General features: G+C 67.2%; 17 protein-coding genes. 7 read left to right on the forward strand and 10 right to left on the reverse strand.

Annotated elements, in window-relative coordinates; translation table 11 throughout:
• Both IFR11_RS16915 and IFR11_RS15635 read right to left on the reverse strand, forming a co-directional pair.
• Positions 1-252 (reverse strand): citrate/2-methylcitrate synthase (locus IFR11_RS16915; protein ID WP_446724812.1); only part of this gene is annotated, 252 nt, incomplete at its 3' end.
• A gap of 181 nt (positions 253-433) precedes the next feature.
• The gene (locus tag IFR11_RS15635) at positions 434-1,072 is read right to left on the reverse strand and encodes an isochorismatase family protein (RefSeq protein ID WP_191916786.1); all 639 of its coding nucleotides are present in this window, start codon (positions 1,070-1,072) and stop codon (positions 434-436) included.
• A 115-nt stretch (positions 1,073-1,187) separates the two neighbouring features.
• On the opposite strand from IFR11_RS15635, the gene IFR11_RS16850 reads away from it, so the two are divergent.
• Positions 1,188-2,174 (forward strand): helix-turn-helix domain-containing protein, encoded by a 987-nt coding sequence (locus IFR11_RS16850; protein WP_191916787.1) that lies wholly within the window; start codon positions 1,188-1,190, stop codon positions 2,172-2,174.
• Between the two features lie 169 nt (positions 2,175-2,343).
• Here IFR11_RS16850 and IFR11_RS15645 read toward each other — a convergent pair whose 3' ends face one another.
• The gene (locus IFR11_RS15645) at positions 2,344-2,820 is read right to left on the reverse strand and encodes a DUF4396 domain-containing protein (protein ID WP_244630829.1); all 477 of its coding nucleotides are present in this window, start codon (positions 2,818-2,820) and stop codon (positions 2,344-2,346) included.
• Positions 2,821-2,923: 103 nt separating this feature from the next.
• Between IFR11_RS15645 and IFR11_RS15650 the strand changes: the two genes are divergently transcribed.
• From IFR11_RS15650 to IFR11_RS15660, 3 genes are all read left to right on the forward strand, one after another.
• The gene (locus tag IFR11_RS15650; protein ID WP_244630827.1) at positions 2,924-3,250 is read left to right on the forward strand and encodes a hypothetical protein; all 327 of its coding nucleotides are present in this window, start codon (positions 2,924-2,926) and stop codon (positions 3,248-3,250) included.
• 171 nt (positions 3,251-3,421) lie between these two features.
• Complete coding sequence (locus IFR11_RS15655) at positions 3,422-4,264, forward strand: AEC family transporter (protein ID WP_197979093.1); 843 nt, start codon at positions 3,422-3,424, stop codon at positions 4,262-4,264.
• 115 nt (positions 4,265-4,379) lie between these two features.
• Positions 4,380-4,910 (forward strand): CGNR zinc finger domain-containing protein, encoded by a 531-nt coding sequence (locus IFR11_RS15660; protein WP_191916788.1) that lies wholly within the window; start codon positions 4,380-4,382, stop codon positions 4,908-4,910.
• Positions 4,911-4,920: 10 nt separating this feature from the next.
• On the opposite strand, the gene IFR11_RS15665 is transcribed toward IFR11_RS15660, so the two are convergent.
• A complete protein-coding gene (locus IFR11_RS15665; RefSeq protein WP_191916789.1) occupies positions 4,921-5,325 on the reverse strand; it encodes a winged helix-turn-helix transcriptional regulator in 405 nt (134 codons plus the stop codon).
• Positions 5,326-5,380: 55 nt separating this feature from the next.
• On the opposite strand from IFR11_RS15665, the gene IFR11_RS15670 reads away from it, so the two are divergent.
• Positions 5,381-5,545: an NmrA family NAD(P)-binding protein gene (locus tag IFR11_RS15670; RefSeq protein WP_191916790.1), complete on the forward strand. Its 165-nt coding sequence runs from the start codon at positions 5,381-5,383 to the stop codon at positions 5,543-5,545.
• A 408-nt stretch (positions 5,546-5,953) separates the two neighbouring features.
• Here the strand turns inward: IFR11_RS15670 and IFR11_RS15675 are convergent, their stop codons facing one another.
• Positions 5,954-6,304 carry a hypothetical protein gene (locus tag IFR11_RS15675; RefSeq protein WP_191916791.1) on the reverse strand — a complete coding sequence of 117 codons (351 nt, stop codon included), beginning with the start codon at positions 6,302-6,304 and terminating at the stop codon, positions 5,954-5,956.
• A gap of 456 nt (positions 6,305-6,760) precedes the next feature.
• Here IFR11_RS15675 and IFR11_RS15680 point away from each other — a divergent pair, with 456 nt between their 5' ends.
• Positions 6,761-11,623 (forward strand): hypothetical protein, encoded by a 4,863-nt coding sequence (locus tag IFR11_RS15680; RefSeq protein WP_191916792.1) that lies wholly within the window; start codon positions 6,761-6,763, stop codon positions 11,621-11,623.
• Between the two features lie 400 nt (positions 11,624-12,023).
• Here IFR11_RS15680 and IFR11_RS15685 read toward each other — a convergent pair whose 3' ends face one another.
• Positions 12,024-13,178 (reverse strand): mandelate racemase/muconate lactonizing enzyme family protein, encoded by a 1,155-nt coding sequence (locus IFR11_RS15685; protein ID WP_244630828.1) that lies wholly within the window; start codon positions 13,176-13,178, stop codon positions 12,024-12,026.
• Between the two features lie 94 nt (positions 13,179-13,272).
• Between IFR11_RS15685 and IFR11_RS15690 the strand changes: the two genes are divergently transcribed.
• On the forward strand, positions 13,273-14,031 hold the full coding sequence (locus IFR11_RS15690; RefSeq protein ID WP_191916794.1) for a FadR/GntR family transcriptional regulator: 759 nt from the start codon (positions 13,273-13,275) through the stop codon (positions 14,029-14,031).
• Between the two features lie 4 nt (positions 14,032-14,035).
• On the opposite strand, the gene IFR11_RS15695 is transcribed toward IFR11_RS15690, so the two are convergent.
• From IFR11_RS15695 to IFR11_RS15710, 4 genes are all read right to left on the reverse strand, one after another.
• A complete protein-coding gene (locus tag IFR11_RS15695) occupies positions 14,036-14,791 on the reverse strand; it encodes an SDR family NAD(P)-dependent oxidoreductase (RefSeq protein WP_191916795.1) in 756 nt (251 codons plus the stop codon).
• Positions 14,788-15,657, reverse strand: coding sequence for a fumarylacetoacetate hydrolase family protein (locus tag IFR11_RS15700; protein ID WP_191916796.1), 870 nt, complete (start codon positions 15,655-15,657; stop codon positions 14,788-14,790). The genes IFR11_RS15695 and IFR11_RS15700 overlap by 4 nt, the downstream gene beginning before the upstream one ends.
• Complete coding sequence (locus IFR11_RS15705) at positions 15,654-16,661, reverse strand: aldo/keto reductase (RefSeq protein WP_191916797.1); 1,008 nt, start codon at positions 16,659-16,661, stop codon at positions 15,654-15,656. The genes IFR11_RS15700 and IFR11_RS15705 overlap by 4 nt, the downstream gene beginning before the upstream one ends.
• Positions 16,658-17,117: amidohydrolase family protein (locus IFR11_RS15710; protein WP_191916798.1), on the reverse strand; the 460-nt coding region annotated here is incomplete at its 5' end. The genes IFR11_RS15705 and IFR11_RS15710, both read right to left, overlap by 4 nt.

Raw genomic sequence — 17,117 nt, forward strand, 5'->3', positions numbered from 1 at the left:
GGCCGAGGCCGCCACCCGCGCGGCGAAGGTCGACACGGCCAGGTCGTGATCGATGAGCAGGACGAGCGCCGCGTTGATCGCGCGGACGGCGGGGCCGTGCTCATGGGGGCGGCGGGGATCATCGCGGTAGCCGGGATCATGGGAGTGACGTTCATGCGGGCGCGACCGACGAACACCCTGTCCACCGGCGTGAATGCTCAGGAGGTTGTCATAAGCGGTTGGCTCGCCTGCACAGGGTGACAGGCGAGCCAACCAGTTTGAATGCGAGTTGGTCGTCAGGGCGTTGGTGCAGCCCGGCGAAGCGGCCAGCTCCTGAAAAATGAGCCGACCTGGACGACGTCGTGCTCGACGAGTCCCTCCCGGTAGGTGAAAACCATCTGCCTCAGTTCCTCAGCGACGCGTTCGGCCAACGGCCACCGACGGTTGCAGGCGCTCACTGGGCGGCCGCCCGCTGCGCGCCCATCACCGCGGACTCAGCAAGATTGCTCTTGGGAAGGGCCACGCCGCCGTTGACCGCGTCCACCCACGCGCCGGTGGTGGCGACTGCGGCGAAGTTGGAGTTCAACAGGGCCAGCAGGGTGGTGTGTACGGTTTTCGCGTCCGCAATGCCTGCATCGTTGGCAATGTTGATCGCGCCAGTCGCGTCCGAAAGAACCTCCGCCGCGAGACCGTGCGTTTCCGCCTCGGCCGCGGAGGCAACAATGCAGTTGTTGGTCATGTAACCGACCAGGGTGATGGTGTCCACGTCATGAACCCGGAGCCATTTGAGCAACCCGGTACCAGCAAAGACCGTGCCGTATTTCTTCGTGACGCTCTTCCACTCGGGCGTGACCCTTTCCGCGACCTCGGGGTGCAGCTTGAAGCCGTCCATCGTGGGATTGAAAACCGGGGCATCCTTACCGGCAGTGTGCTGGAATACTGCGATCAGGAGGCCGGCGGCCTTCGCGGCGTCGATGGCGGCGGTGATCTGAGGTAGCGACTCGGCGTGCGGCGGGTACTGGATCTCCAGGGGGCCGGTGAAGTACTCCTGCTGCACATCGACGAGGATCAGCGCGCGATTCGGGGTGGTCATGAGATCTCAACTCCAGGGGTAGGCGGTACATCCAGCATCCGAGCACCGCTCGCCGTGCGCCAGTGGCACGAATGACTGCATACGATGAATTCGGGCCACGGAGGGAGATAGACGCGTGAAGATCGCCATCTATGCGTTCGACGGGGTGACGATGTTTCACCTGTCGACGCCCCAAATTGTCTTCGATGAAGTGCGACGACACCGTCTCGCACAGTGGGAAACGGTTTTGTTCTCCGACCGCGCCGGGTCGGTTCGCACCGCCGAGGGCTACTCCGTAAGCGGGATCAAGGGACTCAAAGCGACGTCGGACGCCGAGATCGTCGTGATTCCCTCGTGGCAACGCGAAGGCAAGGAGTTGGGCCCCGGGCTTCGCCGTGCGATGCGAGCTGCGCATGCGCGGGGCGCTCTCATCGTTGGACTCTGTCTCGGCGCGATCGCAGTCGCCGACACCGGTCTGCTATCCGGCCGAAGAGCGGTTACCCATTGGCGTGCAGTCGACCAGCTTTCCGAGCGCCACCCGGACATCACGGTCGACGCATCCGCTCTCTATCTCGATCTCGGAGACGTCCTCACCTCGGCGGGAACCGCCTCAGGCCTGGACGCGTGCCTTCATCTCGTCCGAGGCCGGCTCGGCGCCGATGCCGCCAACCGCATTGCACGATCGATGGTCATCGCTCCCCACCGTGAGGGCGGACAAGCGCAGTACATTGAACGACCCGTGCCCCAGGCAGACGCAGGCGACCCGATCGCCCAGTCGCAAGAGTGGGCGCTCACCAACCTCAGCGAACAGATCGACGTAGAACGGCTCGCTGCGCAGGCGCACTTGAGCAGACGGTCCTACGTCCGCGCTTTCCGGTCAGCAACCGGAGCAACACCCGCAGCATGGGTGCGTTCGCGCCGACTAGATGAAGCCAGACGACTACTGGAAGCCACGGACCTCACTATCGACCAGATAGCGAACCTCTGTGGCTTCGGGAGCCCGATCACCCTCCGCCAGAACTTTCTCTCCGCCTTCGACTGCACCCCCTCGAGCTACCGTCGCAGATTTGACGCCACAGGCTCTACGGCCATTTCCCCTCTCGGAATGACGGCATCGAACTGACAGCTCAGTCCAAACCGGTCCAGATCTCGACTATTGGGGTAGCTCTCCGGGCTGCGCTTTGGTGGTGGAGACGGTGAACGACCGCGTGGCCCTTGCCGCGGCTGATCAGCCAGCGGTTGACCGGCGTCGTAACCACGAACGCGACAGCAAGAGCGGCGACAAGAGAACCTTAGAACAAGCCGCTCGCGATCCCCGCGCCCATCGCGCCGGGGATGGCGAGCATCGCCGTGTTGTCAATGGGCTCCATGACTGCGATCGAAACGGTGTCAGCGGCGAGGGCAATCCCGACCGCGGCACGCCAGGACAGTCCGGCCCGCAGCAGGCCGCGCATAGTCAACGCGTAGCCGAAGAGAAATGCCAGGGCGATCGAGGTCACGACGTTGCCGGCCTTGTGAAGACCGAGGCTCGTCCCAACACCATGCCAAAGGACTTCACCGACCGCGCATCCCGTCAGGCAATGCACGGTCGCTGCCCCCGCCACGACGTGGCGTTTGGGCTGGTGTGGTCGTTCTGGGTGTGCGCATGCTCGATCATCGGCGCTCCTGCATGCATCAATATACCCCTGGGGGGTATATTGACGTCTCTTCTTTGATTGTCGCGACCCCCATCTCGCCGCAGAACGTCGGCACAAGCTGCAACGCCGCATTCGGTGGATTGCCACGGCAACCACTGGCTACAACTTGATTGAAGCGGTAGTCGCGATCGCTGCAGGCTCTGTCGCTGGCTCTGCCGCGCACGTAGCGTTCGGCTTGGACTGCGCGATCAAGGTTCTCTCGGCGGCGGCCGCAGCTTGGCAGTGCACCCACCGAGACCCCGAACGGTGGGAGGAGGGAACCCTCCGCGTCACCGCGTTCGCGTTCTTTGCTCTCGCCGCCTACGTCACCTTTGCGGACGCCTTCTCCCTTGCCGGCCGGATCGACGCTGAGCGCTCGACACTCGGCATCATCCTCACCACGCTCAGTGTTGTCACTATGCCCTTCGTCTCCCTCGCTGAGCATCGAGCCGGGCGTGAGCTGAGTTCTGCTACAGCCGTGACGGACTCCAAACAGACACTCATCTGCACCTGTGGAGCCTGACCCGGCCACTCCTGCGTAACCTTCGTTTGAGTGCTCCTCGACGATGACCACTCGAAGCACAACGCGCGACCGGAAACAGTCGCCCCCGCGAGACAACGGTGCCGCCCATCGGGCGCTCGAAGCCGTGCGTAATGGTTGAAGCGATGTGACTGATTGCATCACTGTCGTCAGGTGTCCATCGTGTTCTCGACTGTCTTGCCGATCACCGCTGTTCTCGTTCTAGGGGCGGTGCTTCGTCGCTCGACTTTGAAGAGGCCTGACGTGTGGCGCGGGATCGAATGGCTGAGCTATTTCGTGTTCACTCCAGCGCTGTTTGTCTCGTCGATCGGCAAAACGGACCTAGGTTCGCTCGATGCTTTGCTGATGCTTGCAAGCTTGGCTATACCGCTGGTCTCAGCGACAGCTGTCGTCATCGCGTTGCGACGCCCGTTGAGGCTACGCGGGCCGGCGGTGACATCGATCGTGCAAAGAAGCGTCCGCATCAACACGTATATCGGGCTCGCTTTCGCGGCGGCGCCTCACGGGACAGCGGGTGTGGCGTCGTTTGCGATTGCTAGCGCCGTCGTCGTGCCGTTGGTGAACGTCCTGTGCGTGTCCACCCTCGCGCGTTATGGCTACCTTGCGGCGGCGCGGCCGCGGTCGAGACTCGTGCGCGAGCTCGCCTCGAACCCTCTGATCCTGGCGTGCGCGGCCGGAGTCGCCCTGAGCCTGACCGGAACGGGCGTACCGGATGCTGTCGCACCCCTGCTGAATCTCTTCTCCTCCCCGGCTCTGGTTGCGGGGACTCTTGCGGCCGGCGCAGCCATCCGATTCGACGCACGTTGGCGGGACCTGTTGGATATTTCGTTAGCCAGCGCGCTGAAGCTCGTCGCGGTCCCGTGGGCCGCGGCGTCCATCGCGATCGCGATGGGCATCTCGGGGACATCTTTGGTGGCCATCGTGCTCATCTCCGCCGTTCCCACCGCCCCGTCAGCCACTGTCCTCGCAGCCCGAATGGGGGTGATACAAGACTGATGGCCTCCATCACAGCTGTTCAGACGATCTTGTCGGTCATCACCTTGCCGGCAGCACTCGCCCTGCTGGCAGGGTCACCGTGAACGACGTGGTGCCGAGGTGGTGTAATTGTTAAATGCAGTACGACCATGACAACATGACGGGCGTCGCCCTCGCCGCCGACCTCGTCAATGCCGTGACGGGGGTACGACAACCGCTGTCCCGCGTGGCTGTGCGGGACGTGCTGCTTTCTCATGAGATTCGGCAACCAGAGCTGGCCGATGACCACATTCACGCTCTCGCGCAGTGGGCCGACCTGCTCCGGGAGGTGTTCGCAGCGTCAGCCACGGAGGACCGCACACGCGCCGCAAACGTGATCCTCACAGGGGGGACGACTCGCGCCTACCTCACGACACACGACGGCTGGAGCCCGCACCTGCACTTCACCGGTGAGGACGAGGACATCGTCGCCCGCGTGATGGCCGTCACCGCCGGTGGTATCGCGATCTTCCTCGTCGAAAGCGGAGGTGAACGATTGGGTGTGTGCGCCCGCGCCGATTGCAACAGGATCTTCGTCGACACCAGCCGCAATGGGCGCCGGACCTACTGCTCAGCGCGCTGCGGCAACAACGATGCGGTCAGCCGTCACCGGCAGCGTCGGAACTAAATCGTTCATCTCACGCGCGAGAGGTCGGCTGGTTCGGTTCGTAGACGACGCCAGCACAAGAGGCCGGGAGCGCGACCTCCTCTTCCTCGGCAACGGCGGGGGGGACAGTCAGCGCCCATGCGTTCATCGCATCGAGGACAGGCCGGAGTCCTCGCCCCAACTCGGTGAGCTCATACTCGACCCGGGGCGGGATTTCCGGGTATGAGGTCCTGGTGACAATCCCGTACGTCTCGAACCGCCTCAACCTGTCGGTCAGCGTGTGAGCACTGATCCCAGGCAGAGCGTCCCTCAACTGCCCGAAACGGTGAGGACCGTTCAAGAGCTCTCGGACGATCAACGTCGCCCATGGCCCCTCCAGCAAGGACAGGAAGCGAGCGATCCCGCACTCCGGCCAAGTCTGCGCGATGAACCCCATGCCGACTCCTTAGTGCACTTGAAGTAAATAGTGCAGTGTGTGCACTAATAGTCGCATGACAATCATCGTTCATGGTGCAACGGGCGCTCAGGGCGCTCCCCTCCTTTCCTTCCTGCAGGCAGCCGGCCACGACACCACCGCCGCGGTGCGCGACACAACCAAGGCCGGCGGGAAGGCTGTCGCCGTCGACTTCGACCGGTGTGTGCTGAGTGGCGTGTGAGAGCATGAAGTCGCACTTTCGCTTCGGCGCGGACGCCGTCTAGGTGCTCGACTACGCTCGCGACGTTCATTGCGGCGCCGGGCCGAAGCGTGTCATAGCCCTGGCGAAGATGTCCTCATTGAAGTCAGCATGGACGTATCGCTCGGCCACGAGGTGCGCTCGCATCTGTGTCACGATGGCGGACGCGAGTCGGCCTTCCTCTTCGAGGACGTCTAGTAGCGCGGGGGTCGAGAACGTCTGTGATCCAAAGTCAGCGGCCAGGATGTTCAAGGTCCGGTCATCGGACCACAGTGCTTGTGCATCGCTCGCGATAGCTGCTGCCGCGTACCACGTGTCGTCCTTCAGCTGCTCCGCGTAACCGCGGGTGGTCGTCCGTGGCGCTCGTGCCGGACCAACGGCCGCATCAGTTCAACGAGCGCGGATGGGCGGCTGACATCGAGACCCGCCCCCTTCAGTAGGGGAAGTGCCGTCGGCGGCCTTCACGTCGAGCCAGAACGATGGGGAGAGGCGCACGGCCTGTCCCTGCCCCTCCTGGCCGACGACGAGAGCCGCGGCGCCCTGCACGCTCGCGCTGGCCGAGCGGTCCGTGAAGGCACCGCCGCTGGGCGCCGTGTCGAAGGTGAACGACCCGAGCAGGCTCTGCTGGGGGGTCGGGACGGCGGCCCCAGTCTCAGCGGCCGCCACGGGCACGGTGTCGCTCGCAACGAGCGCGGCTGCGGCCAGAGCGCCGATGGTCAGGGGCGTGTGCTCGAGTGTCATCGTCTCGTCATCATCGACAAGAGTCCCTTCGGGTTCGTCTTCGATCCACGCGATCGGGCTGCGTCCGATGTGCTGCGGTGGCAGGCGGGCCGCAGTCCGATTGCGAGTGGTGCTCGGACCGGACCGTCGATCGTTCACGGCAACAAGGCGTCTTCTCTTCCTTGTAATACTTAGTCATACGTCTTACCTTTAACCCGGACTCGCTGAGGAGTCTGGAGAACTCGACGAGGAGTCCGTGTGCCACTGAAGAAGTCCGTCCTGACGACAGCGCTGGTGACAGTGTCCGCGCTGCTCGCCGCGATCCTGACCGCTCCCGCCGCTGCTGCAGCCGACACGGCGACCTACTACGTATCGCCGAGCGGCGACGACTCGTCCTCCGGGACGTCCAGTTCCGCGCCGTTCCGATCCTTGACGAGAGCCCAGGAGGCGGTCCGCTCTGCCTCGGCTGATCGGGACGTGACCGTCGTCGTGGCCGACGGGACGTTCCTCCTCGAGGGTCCCCTGCGCTTCGGTGTCGAGGACGGAGGGCGGAACGGCCACAGCGTGACGTGGCGAGCAGCGCCCGACGCCGCCCCCGTCATCTCCGGTGGACGCGCCGTCGAGGACTGGACCGGTCCTGACGCATCCGGAGTCTGGTCGGCGCCCCTGGAGTCCGACTTCGACTTCCGGCAGCTGTACGTCGACGGACGACAGGCAACGCGTTCTCACGTAGAGCTCGATGCGAACAGGATCACGTGGAACCGGACCGGGTTCTCCGTCGATCCCGCTTACCTCTCCTCGGACATCGGTCGGATCTGGTCCGTTCTGAAGGCGTTGCCGGCGGGCGACCAGCAGCGCGTCGAGCTGCGCAGCCGCGGGTCCTGGACCGACCGCATCGCGCCCGTGTCCTCCCTCGCCGCCTCCTCGGCGGTGATGCAGCAGCCGTCGTGGGACAACAACACCTGGGGCTGGGACACCATCGACAAACCCCTTCCCGACAACAGCCATCGGACTCTCCGCCTGCAGAACGCGCGAGTGCTCGTCGATCAGCCCGGCGAATGGTTCTTCGATCAGACAGCCGGAGCGCTCCATTACAAGCCCGCCGTGGGTGTCGATCCCAACAACGTGGACATCGTCGCTCCTCAGCAGCAGACGCTTCTCAGCGTGAGTGGCGAGAGCTCCGTCAACCCCGTGCGGAATCTCCGCTTCGAAGGCCTCTCGTTCGAGCACTCGAGCGATTTGAGGCCCAATACCGACGAGGGATTCGCCAACCAGCAGAACGGCAGCTTCATTTCCGGCCGGGTCTTCGCCCTCGTCGACCCGGTGACGAAGGACCTTCCCACCTCCGACCAGCGCGTCTTCGTCGGCGCGGAGCAGGCCCCGGTCGTCCGACTCCTCCGTCTCGGTAGCGATGGCGTCCATCGCTACCTCGACGACGGGAGCGCCGTGGCGGCGGCCGACAAGCCCCGGTTGATCGATGTGCGGGACTATCCGAACCTGCCGTTGAACTCCGCCCAGCTGGCGGCGTGGAACGCCGCTCATCCGCAGGCCCCGAAGTCTTCCTGCGCACGCCCCTTCTACCCGAACGAGTGCATTGCGTTCGAATCCTGGCGTGACCTGTTCGAGCAGGCGTCCTCCGCGGTGCAGGTGACCGCGGCGACGAACGTCACCTTTAGTGGGAGCACCTTCGCTCACATCGGCGGCAATGCCCTGGGCATCGGGAACGACTCCGGCGCCACCCTGAGCGGCGTCGGTCTCGCCGCTCAGGACGTCTCCGTGCTCACCAGCACGTTCCGCGACATCGCGGGCACTGCGATCGCGGCCGGAGGAGTCTCGCCCGAGGCGCATCACCCCTCACGGGAGGCGAGCCGCAATGCTCGGCTTATCGTGAGCGACAACCGGATCACAGGCGTCGGCAGAGACTACTTCGACCGGTCCGCGATTCTCGTCACCTACTTCGACGGGGCCGAGGTCGTCCACAACGAGCTGTCAGACGGCGCGTACGACGCAATCGACACGGGCTGGGGTTGGGGGGTTCCGGACGCGGGCGGCAACGCGGTCTACCAGGGACGCGGCGCCTACTTGTTCATGAAGCGGTACGCGGACGACGACCCGACGACGAACCGGAACATCCATGTCGCCCGCAACGCGATGTGGGACTTCAAGAAGGAAGGCGCCGACGGCGGCATCCTCTACAACCTCGGAGCCACGCCGGGGAGCTCCTGGGAGGGCAATCACGTCGTCGGCGCGACAGGTTTCAAGCTCTACTTCGATGAGGGCACCCGGTACATGACGGCCAAGGACAACGTCCTGTCGGCCGGCGGGATCTGGACCTTCGCCAACGGCTTCTCCGAAGGCACGCCCACGCCGGCGAAAGGCCAGCCGAACACCACCCGTGACAACACCGTCGACGGCACCTGGGCTCTCGGCGGTGGGCTCAACCTCGGCCCGTGGTGCTACGACTCCGCCGCCTGCGATCCCGCCGGTGACGGGCGCTACAACAACCGGATCACGACCCGGAGTCAGATCGGCATATCCGAGCTCCCGCTCGCCGCTCAGAAGGTCGTCGCTGCCGCGGGCATCCGCCCCGAGCACCGCCGTCCGGGGGACCGTGTCGGCGAGCCTCGCGGGCTCGACCTCGCTCTGACCCGGGACGCATCCGGCGCTCAGGTGGTCACCGCCACCGTCGCGAATCTCGGAACGGACCCGCTCGGCGCGGTGACCGTCAGGGCGACGGGCTCCAGCGGAGTGACCCTCACGCCACTCGCGCAGGCTCCGGTCTCGCTGGCCCCCGGTGCGACGGGGACCGCCACTTGGAAGGTCTCGGGAGCCGCCGCGATCACGGACGGAACCGTCTCAGTGTCGACGTCCAATCGCTCCGGGGCCGTCACGACGAGCACGGAAGTGAAGCGCACCCTGCCCGTGGTGCTCGGCGGGCCGGTGGACCCCGCGCTGACCGTCGCCGGATTCGGCACCTACCTCGCCCCACAGGCGGTGAGGAGCGGTGAGTCGATCGCGCTGCAGTCCTCTGGCCGCGACATCGGCATCGCCGGTGACGAGTACACGACCGTGTACTCGCGTGACGGCCTCGCGAACGACGGCACGGTGACGACGCGGCTGGACTCCGTCGAAGGAGCCTTCTACCGCTCCGGTCTCTCCGTGCGCAACGATCTGGGCCGCACGGCCGATGCCGCGGTGCCCGAGAAGTCGACGGGCTACGCCACTCTTGTGGCCGAACCGGGGTGGATCGCCTTCCGCGCCGATCGCAGCGGTGACGGCGTGATCGACACCCAGATCGATCAGGCCGCTGTCCCGGATCGTCCCCTGTGGCTGCGAATCACCCGCACCGGGAACACGCTGAAGGCGTCCTACTCCCTCGACGGAAACGCCTACACGGACCTGCGGAACACGGTCGACCTCACCGGAGCGGACACGGGAAGGCTCGATGCGGGACTCGTCCACTCGAGTGCCGACCGCATCGCGATCGCGGCGACGCAGGCGCTGACGACGTCGACCGCGATATTCTCCGGTCTGCGATTCACAGGAACGGGGACGATGCCCGAAATCACAGCGGCGCCGGAGAAGGCGGGCGTCGCGGGCCGACCCTACTCGGCCACACTGACGGCGACGAACAACGCCCGCTTTGCGATCGTGGACGGGTCGCTCCCGGAGGGACTGACGCTCGCCGCCACCGGTGCGATCACCGGCACGCCGACTCGCGCCGGTGCGTTCACGGCGACCATCGAGGCCCGGACCGACGCAGGCGCCGCGACGACCGCCGTGCGCATCGTCGTCCGCGAATCGGCTCCCGCAGCACCGGAGGTCCGGATCGCGGCGCAGGAGCCCACCGTGCCAGGACTGACGTCGGGATCTGCACGCGTGGAGGTGAGGAACCCCACCGTCGATCCGACGCGCTACTCGGTGGTCGTCACGAACGCCGCGGGCGCGACTGTGCACTCCGCCGACCTCACCGCCGCCGGGGGAGCGACGGCGGCCACTCGGGCGGAACGTCTGGGCGGTGGCGTCTACACGGTCACTGTCCTTGGGGACGACGCTTCGGCCCAGGTCGCGCAGAGCTTCACCATCACGAACGGGGCGTTCACCGGCCTGCCCGCGCCGTGGCGCACGAGCTCGCTCCAAGGCGCGACCGCGAGTTCGATGAGCGTGGAGGGAAGCCAGATCGCCGTCCTCGGGCAGCGCAGCGCGGACATCAGCGGTGAGAACCCCACGAAGACCGATTCGTACAGCACCGTGTACCAGCCCGATGTCCTCGGCGCCGACGACTCCGTCCAGGTGACGGTGACCGGGCAGGAGCGGATCGGCGACTTCACTAAGTCCGGGCTGATTATCCGCGACGACCTCGCAGTCTCGACCTCGGGCTCCAGCGGAGCCTCGAACGGCACGGGCACCTCGAGCGGAGAGGCCGTGTTGGCGCTCACCCCGACGCGCGGAATCCGTTTCACCGTCGAGAACGGGGCGGCCAACTGGTACACGGTCGAGGCGGCGTCCACCACGGCCTGGAACGTCGCCCAGACGATCCCGAGCCCGATCACGCTGAAGCTCAGCCGCGAGGGCGGCACGACTCTGGTCGCGTCCTACTCGCTCGACGGAGGCGCCACCTTCCAGGTGCTCGGTACCCGCACGGACTATTTCGCCGCCGGGCGGGACCGAGCAGTCGACGCCGGTGTCGTGCAGTCGACGAACGCAGGGGTGACCGGTAATGCGGGCAGCGCGTCGTTCCGCGACTTCCTCACGAAGGCGCGCACCGCGGCGCCGGGTCTGACCCTCACTGCGTCCTCACCCGAGACCGACGGATCGCGCAACGGGACGGCGACCGCGACGGTGACGAATCCGACCGACCGCGAGCAGTTCGTCGAGGTCACCGCTTCGCGCACGGCGACCGGCGGCATGGTGTTTCGTTCCGGCGCGACCGTGCCCGCCCGTGGGTCTGCGATCGTCATCGTGCCCCGACTGACGGCAGGGGAGTACACCGTGATGGCGCGGGACTCCGCGACCGGCGCGAGTTCCTCGGGGAAGGTGTCGATCACTGCCAGCAGGGGCGTCTCCCTGCAACCCACCGCCGCGCCCCGCTGCATTGCGGGGACGGTCCAGCTCATCGCGACCGTGCGAAACACCGATGGGGTACCGATCGGCGTAAAGGTGTCGTCCCCGTACGGTGAGAAGGCGACGGCCGCTGTCCAGCCAGGCACAGCGACCACGGCCGCGTTCGCGACGCGGCTTACGGCGATGCCAGCCGGGGTCCTCACCGTCGTGGCGACGGGACCGGCGCGCGCTTCGAGCACGGTGCAGGTGTCGTACGGGGCTGTGAGCTGCCGGTGACGCGCTGACCCTCCGACAGACCGCGATCCCCGGGATCGGTGCCGTGCGCACCGGGCCCGGGGATCACGGCTGTTCCGGCGCGGATCCCCGGGGGACCGCAGGCAGGCGGCTTCTGCGAACGGGAACGCCGAGAAGCTCGATTTCGGCGCTGCGGCGCCGTTATCGCATCGAGCCCCTGCCCCTGCCCGTGGGCGTAGATGAGACGAGGCAACAGGACAAGGAGCGGTGGGGGGCATCATGTCGGACGATGTCCGGGAGGAGTGGTCGGCGGGGCGGGTTCCTCGGTACGGGCTCCTCCGCAGCGAGTGACGGGTCCCGAGCGCCGAGTATGCGGAAGGGCTCCGCGCCGACTCCTGAAAGCCGACGCGGAGCCCTTCCCGGTCGAGACCGCGGGCGGGGATCAGACCTGCTCGGGCACCAGTCGGAGCCCGGCACGCTCGGGGCGGAAGTGCGGCCCGACCGGGTCGGTCCACCCATTGGCGCCCTTGGCCTGCCGGATCGCCGCCTCGTCGATGACCACGCCGGACCCGGGCGCATCGCCGAGGACGATCCCGCCGTCCGCGATCTCCTGGTCGACGGTGATGCCGACGGGCGATCCGAGATCCTGGACCTCGATGCAGAGGTTGTTGGGGATGGCCGCAGCGGCGTGGGCGAGGGGATTGGTGTTGTAGCTCACCGCGCTCATCGGCAGATCGTGGCCGTGCGCGAGTACGGCCACGCGAAGGAAGTGGGTCACTCCCCAGACGCTGCCGGTCTGGACGACGTCGACGGCTCCGGAGTCGAACAGGGAGCGGTACTGGTCGAGCCCGGTCAGATTCTCTCCGGTGGCGACCGAGGCGCGCACCGCCTGCGAGACGGCGGCGAGGCCGGCGGCGTCCCATCGGCGCAAGGGCTCTTCGACCCAGGTCAGGTCGAGCGTCTCCTCGAGCGCGCTGATGTGGCGGACGGCCTGCTTGCGATTCCAGGACTCGTTCGCGTCGAACATGAGTGCAGGAGACGTCGTGTTGGCACGGAAGAGATCGGCGGCGATCTCGAGGCGTCGACGGTCGCTCGCGAGGTCGCGGCCGCCCTTGATCTTCACGGCCGTGAAGCCGCGCTCGACCCAACCGCTGTACAGCTGCGCCAGATCCTCGTCGGCGACCGCGATCTCGAGTCCGGACGCGTAGCCCGGGATGTAGCGATCACGCGCTCCGAGCAGGCGCCAGAGCGGCTCTCCCGCAGCCTTCGCCTTGAGGTCCCAGAGGGCCATGTCGAGCGCGCCGATGCCGCCGAAGGTGGCGCCACTGTGCCCGGACTTGAAGACGAAGGCCAGCATGCGGTCGTAAAGGGCGGTGGTGGCGCGAGGGTCCTCGCCTAGCAGTGCCGGGAACAGTCGGTCGAGGTCGCGGTGCGACCCGAGGCCGATGCCCTCCAGTCCCTCATCGGTCTCGAGGATGACGATCGGAACCTCGGTGGTACCCGCGACGTGACCGTTGACGTCCCCGATCGGCCGCCCCCACCGGTGGACCGTGGTGAGCGTTCGATAGCCCGTGATCTTCATGGATTCCCTGCTCATCATCGAATGGGTGCGGGCGGCCACGTGCCGTCCGGGCATAAACAGCATACATCATACCTAACGAAGAGGTATGACGTTCTCTTACACTGGTGTCATGAGTGAATCCGAAGCCCCCGAAACCCTTCGGGTCCTCTCGAGCGCTTCCCGGACGCCGGCTGCTCGGCTCGGCGTCGCTGTCGTGGAGGGGCTGGTCACGGCGATTGTCTCGGGTGAGCTGCAGCCCGGGGACGTCCTGCCTCCCGAGGGGCCGCTCGCTCAGCAGTTCGGAGTCAGCCGGACCGTCCTCCGTGAGTCGATCAAGCGTGTCGAGGAGAAGGGCCTGGTCGCTGTCGCGCAGGGTCGGGGGACCAGAGTGCAGCCGACGAGCTCGTGGAACATGCTCGATCGGATCGTGCTGAGTGCTCTCATCAGCCGCGACGACTCGCTGGACGTCCTCGACGAGCTGACGATCGTCCGGGCGAGGCTGGAGTCGGCCATGGCCGCTGCCACTGCCGGGCGGCGCACCGACGAGCAGCTCGATCGCATGCGAGCCGCGATCGACCGGATGGCGGAGGTGGTTGACGATCCCGAGGCCTTCGTTCCCGCGGACGTCGCCTTCCACGAACTCGTGATGACGTTCTCGGGCAACCGGCTCGCGGAGAGCATCGCCCGGATCCTTTACGACCGCGCGCGGGAGAGCCGCAGCTTCAACGGGGAGGTCCAGGAGCAGGATCTGCGCCGGACGCTTGGCGAGCACGCCGCGGTCCTGACCGCCATCGAGCAGCAGAACGCCGAGGCGGCCGAGCGTGACATGGAGTTCCTGATCACGGAGGCGTGGCGCCGGCGCCGCCTTCCTCGGGGCGTCGGCGCCTGAGGCGTCACTCGGGCCGGACGCGGAGGCCGCTCATCCCACCGTCGACAGCGAGGACTGTTCCCGTCGTCGATCGGCCGCGCGGGTCACTGAGGAAGACGATCGCGTCGGCGACCTCGTCCGGGGTGACCATGCGTCCCGTCGCCTGACGTGCGTTCAGCGCAGCGCGCTCGGCGATCGGATCGTCGAAGCCCTCCAGCATGCGGTCGACGAACGGAGTGGCCACGGTGCCGGGAGCCACTGCGTTGACGCGGATGCCCTCTCGGACGTGGTCAGCCGCCATCGCCAGCGTCAGCGCCGAGACCGCTCCTTTGGACGCCGAGTAGAGGGATCGCCGCGGCAGCCCCGCACTCGCAGCGATGGAGGAGACGTTCACGATCGAGGCGCAGGACGAGCGACGCAGTAACGGCAGCGCGGCGGCCGACGCTCGAGCCGTGCCCACGACGTTGATGTCGAGCAGTCTCAGCCATTCGTCGTCCGCGGTCTCCTCGACCGTGCCGACCGCGCTGATCCCCGCATTGTTGACGAGGACGTCGAGAGCGCCCCAGAGGCGCTCGAGTTCGGCGAACGCCCGCCTGATGTCCGCAGTCGAGCGGAGATCCGCGATCAGTGCCACGACGCCCTCTGGCATGCCGTCGCCGGTGACGTCGAGGATCGCGACGGTCGCTCCGAGTTCCAGGTATCGCTCCGCCGTGGTCCTGCCGATGCCGGAGGCTCCTCCGGTGATGAGGACCCGAAGGCCGGCGATGCTGTCGCCGTTCATGCCGCGTCCCAGCCGATCATGCTCTGACGGGCCTGGCCGAGCCCGTCGATCGAGAGCTCGACGACGTCTCCCGCTCGGAGGTAGGGAGTGCCCTCGAGCCCCAGCGCGACCCCGGCGGGCGTCCCCGTGTTGATCAGGTCACCGGGGTGCAGGACCATCACCTGGCTGAGCGCCCAGACGATGTGGTCGACGTCGAAGATCATGGTGCTGGTGGAGCCGTTCTGGCGCTCGACGCCGTTGACCGACAGCCGCAGGCCGAGGTTCTGCGGGTCCGGTATCTCGTCGACGGTCGCCACCCACGGACCCAGCGGGTTGAAGGTCTCGCAGCTCTTGCCCTTGTCCCACTGCCCTCCGCGCTCGAGCTGGAACTCGCGCTCGGAGACGTCGTGCGAGAGCACGAACCCCCCGATGCAGGCGCGCGCGTCGGCGGGGGAGTCGAGGTAGCGGGTCGTGCGCCCGATCACCACGCCGAGCTCGACCTCCCAGTCGGTCTTGACGGATCCGCGAGGGATGCGGACCGGATCGAAGGGGCCGCCCAGAGTCGAGGGGTCCTTCATGAAGACGACCGGCTCGGTCGGGATCGCCGCTCCGGTCTCCTCGGCGTGATCCCGGTAGTTCAGCCCGATGCAGACGATCTTCCCGGGACGTGCCACGGGTGCAGCGACGCGGGCGTCGTCGGCGTACAGGAAGTGGTCGAGCTCCGGCAGACCGTCGGCTGCGATGATCCGTGCGATGTCTGCATGCGGTCCCTCGGCCAGGAACGCTCCGGTGATCGCCGGAGTGAACCGCCGGACGTCGAGAGCTCGTCCGCCCTGGAACGCGGCGGGCACGAGCCCGCCATCGGTGCGGAGGTGGGAGTACTTCATAGGGCGTTCCTGTCCTGTGCGGTGGATCGGGGGTCCAGCAGCCCTGCGGCGGTGAGGTCAGACCAGAGGGCCTCGGGGAGCGCCCGTCGGTACCGTGCGATGTTGTCGGCGACCTGCGCCGCCGAGCGCATCCCGAGGGCGACGCTCACCACGGCGCGATGGCGCAGCGGGAAGGCGATGGCGGCGTCCGGCAGGTCGACGCCATGATCGCGGCAGATCACTGCGAGTCGCTCGGCCCGCGCGAGGATCGTGGGAGGAACGACGCCGTAGTCGTACGTGGATCGTGGATCGGGTGTCGGGCGGCTGAGCAGGCCCGAGTTGAAGACACCGACGGCCACGACGGCCACTCCGGCCTCGGCCGCGGGCTCGAGCGCGGTCGCGAGAGCGGACTGCTCGAGGAGCGTGTATCGCCCCGCCAGCATGATCACGTCCGGCAGTCCCGTCGCGCACAGTGCGGCGACCTGATCGGCGGAGTTGGTCCCGACGCCGATCGCCCGGATCGTACCTTCGGAGCGCAACTCTGCGAGTGCCTCGAGCGCCTCCCGGCCGGATGTCGCGGTGTGCATCTCGGGGTCGTGCGCGTAGACGATGTCGACGCGGTCGAGTCCGAGCCGGTCGAGCGACTCGTCCAGCGAGCGACGCACTCCGTCGGCCGTGAAGTCCCAGACCCGGTGCAGGTCGCCGGGGACGGCGAAGCCATCGTCGTCGCAGGCCGTCGGCTCAGGGTTCGGCCGCAGCAGTCGGCCGACCTTGGTCGACAGGACGTACTCGTCGCGCGGTCTGTCCCGCAGGGCCCCGCCGAGGCGGCGCTCTGAGAGCCCGAGACCGTAGTGCGGGGCCGTGTCGAAGGAGCGCACGCCGAGCACCCAGGCCTCGTCCACGGACGCGCGCGCGTCCTCCTCGGAGGTCTCCCGGAGGAGGTTGCCGAGACCGGCCGCTCCGAAGCCGACCTCGCTGAGGCGCACTCCTGTCGAGCCGACGGCACGGGTGGGCAGGGGTGTCATCGAGTTCTCCGATAGGTGTCGAGAGCGGTCCGCTCATCCATCTTCTGCTGCTCGTCGACGCTGAAAGACCGGGTGGAACGCACATAGAGGTCCACCCAGTGGCGATAGCCGCCCGAGAGCTCGACCAACGGCCAGTCCGAACCGAACATCAGCCGTCCTGGGCCGAACGCCGTCACCGCGACGTCGAGGATCTCCTCGAGCAAGGGCGGACGGGTCTTCCCTTCGACGGGGACGAGGAGGAGGCCGGACACCTTCGCGACGACGTTCCCCGACGCGGCGAGCTCCTGCAGTACCGAGCTCCAGCGCGTGAACTCCTCCCGACCCTGCGGCGGGTTGCCGACATGGTCGAGCACGAAGCGTGAACCAGGGTGCGCGCGGGCGACCGCGACAGCAACCGGGAGCTGCCACGGACGCAGGACCAGGTCGACGGCCAGCCCGCGCCCCGCCACCGCCTCG

This window comes from Microbacterium sp. CFBP 8801 (assembly GCF_014839455.1).
GTDB lineage: Bacteria > Actinomycetota > Actinomycetes > Actinomycetales > Microbacteriaceae > Microbacterium.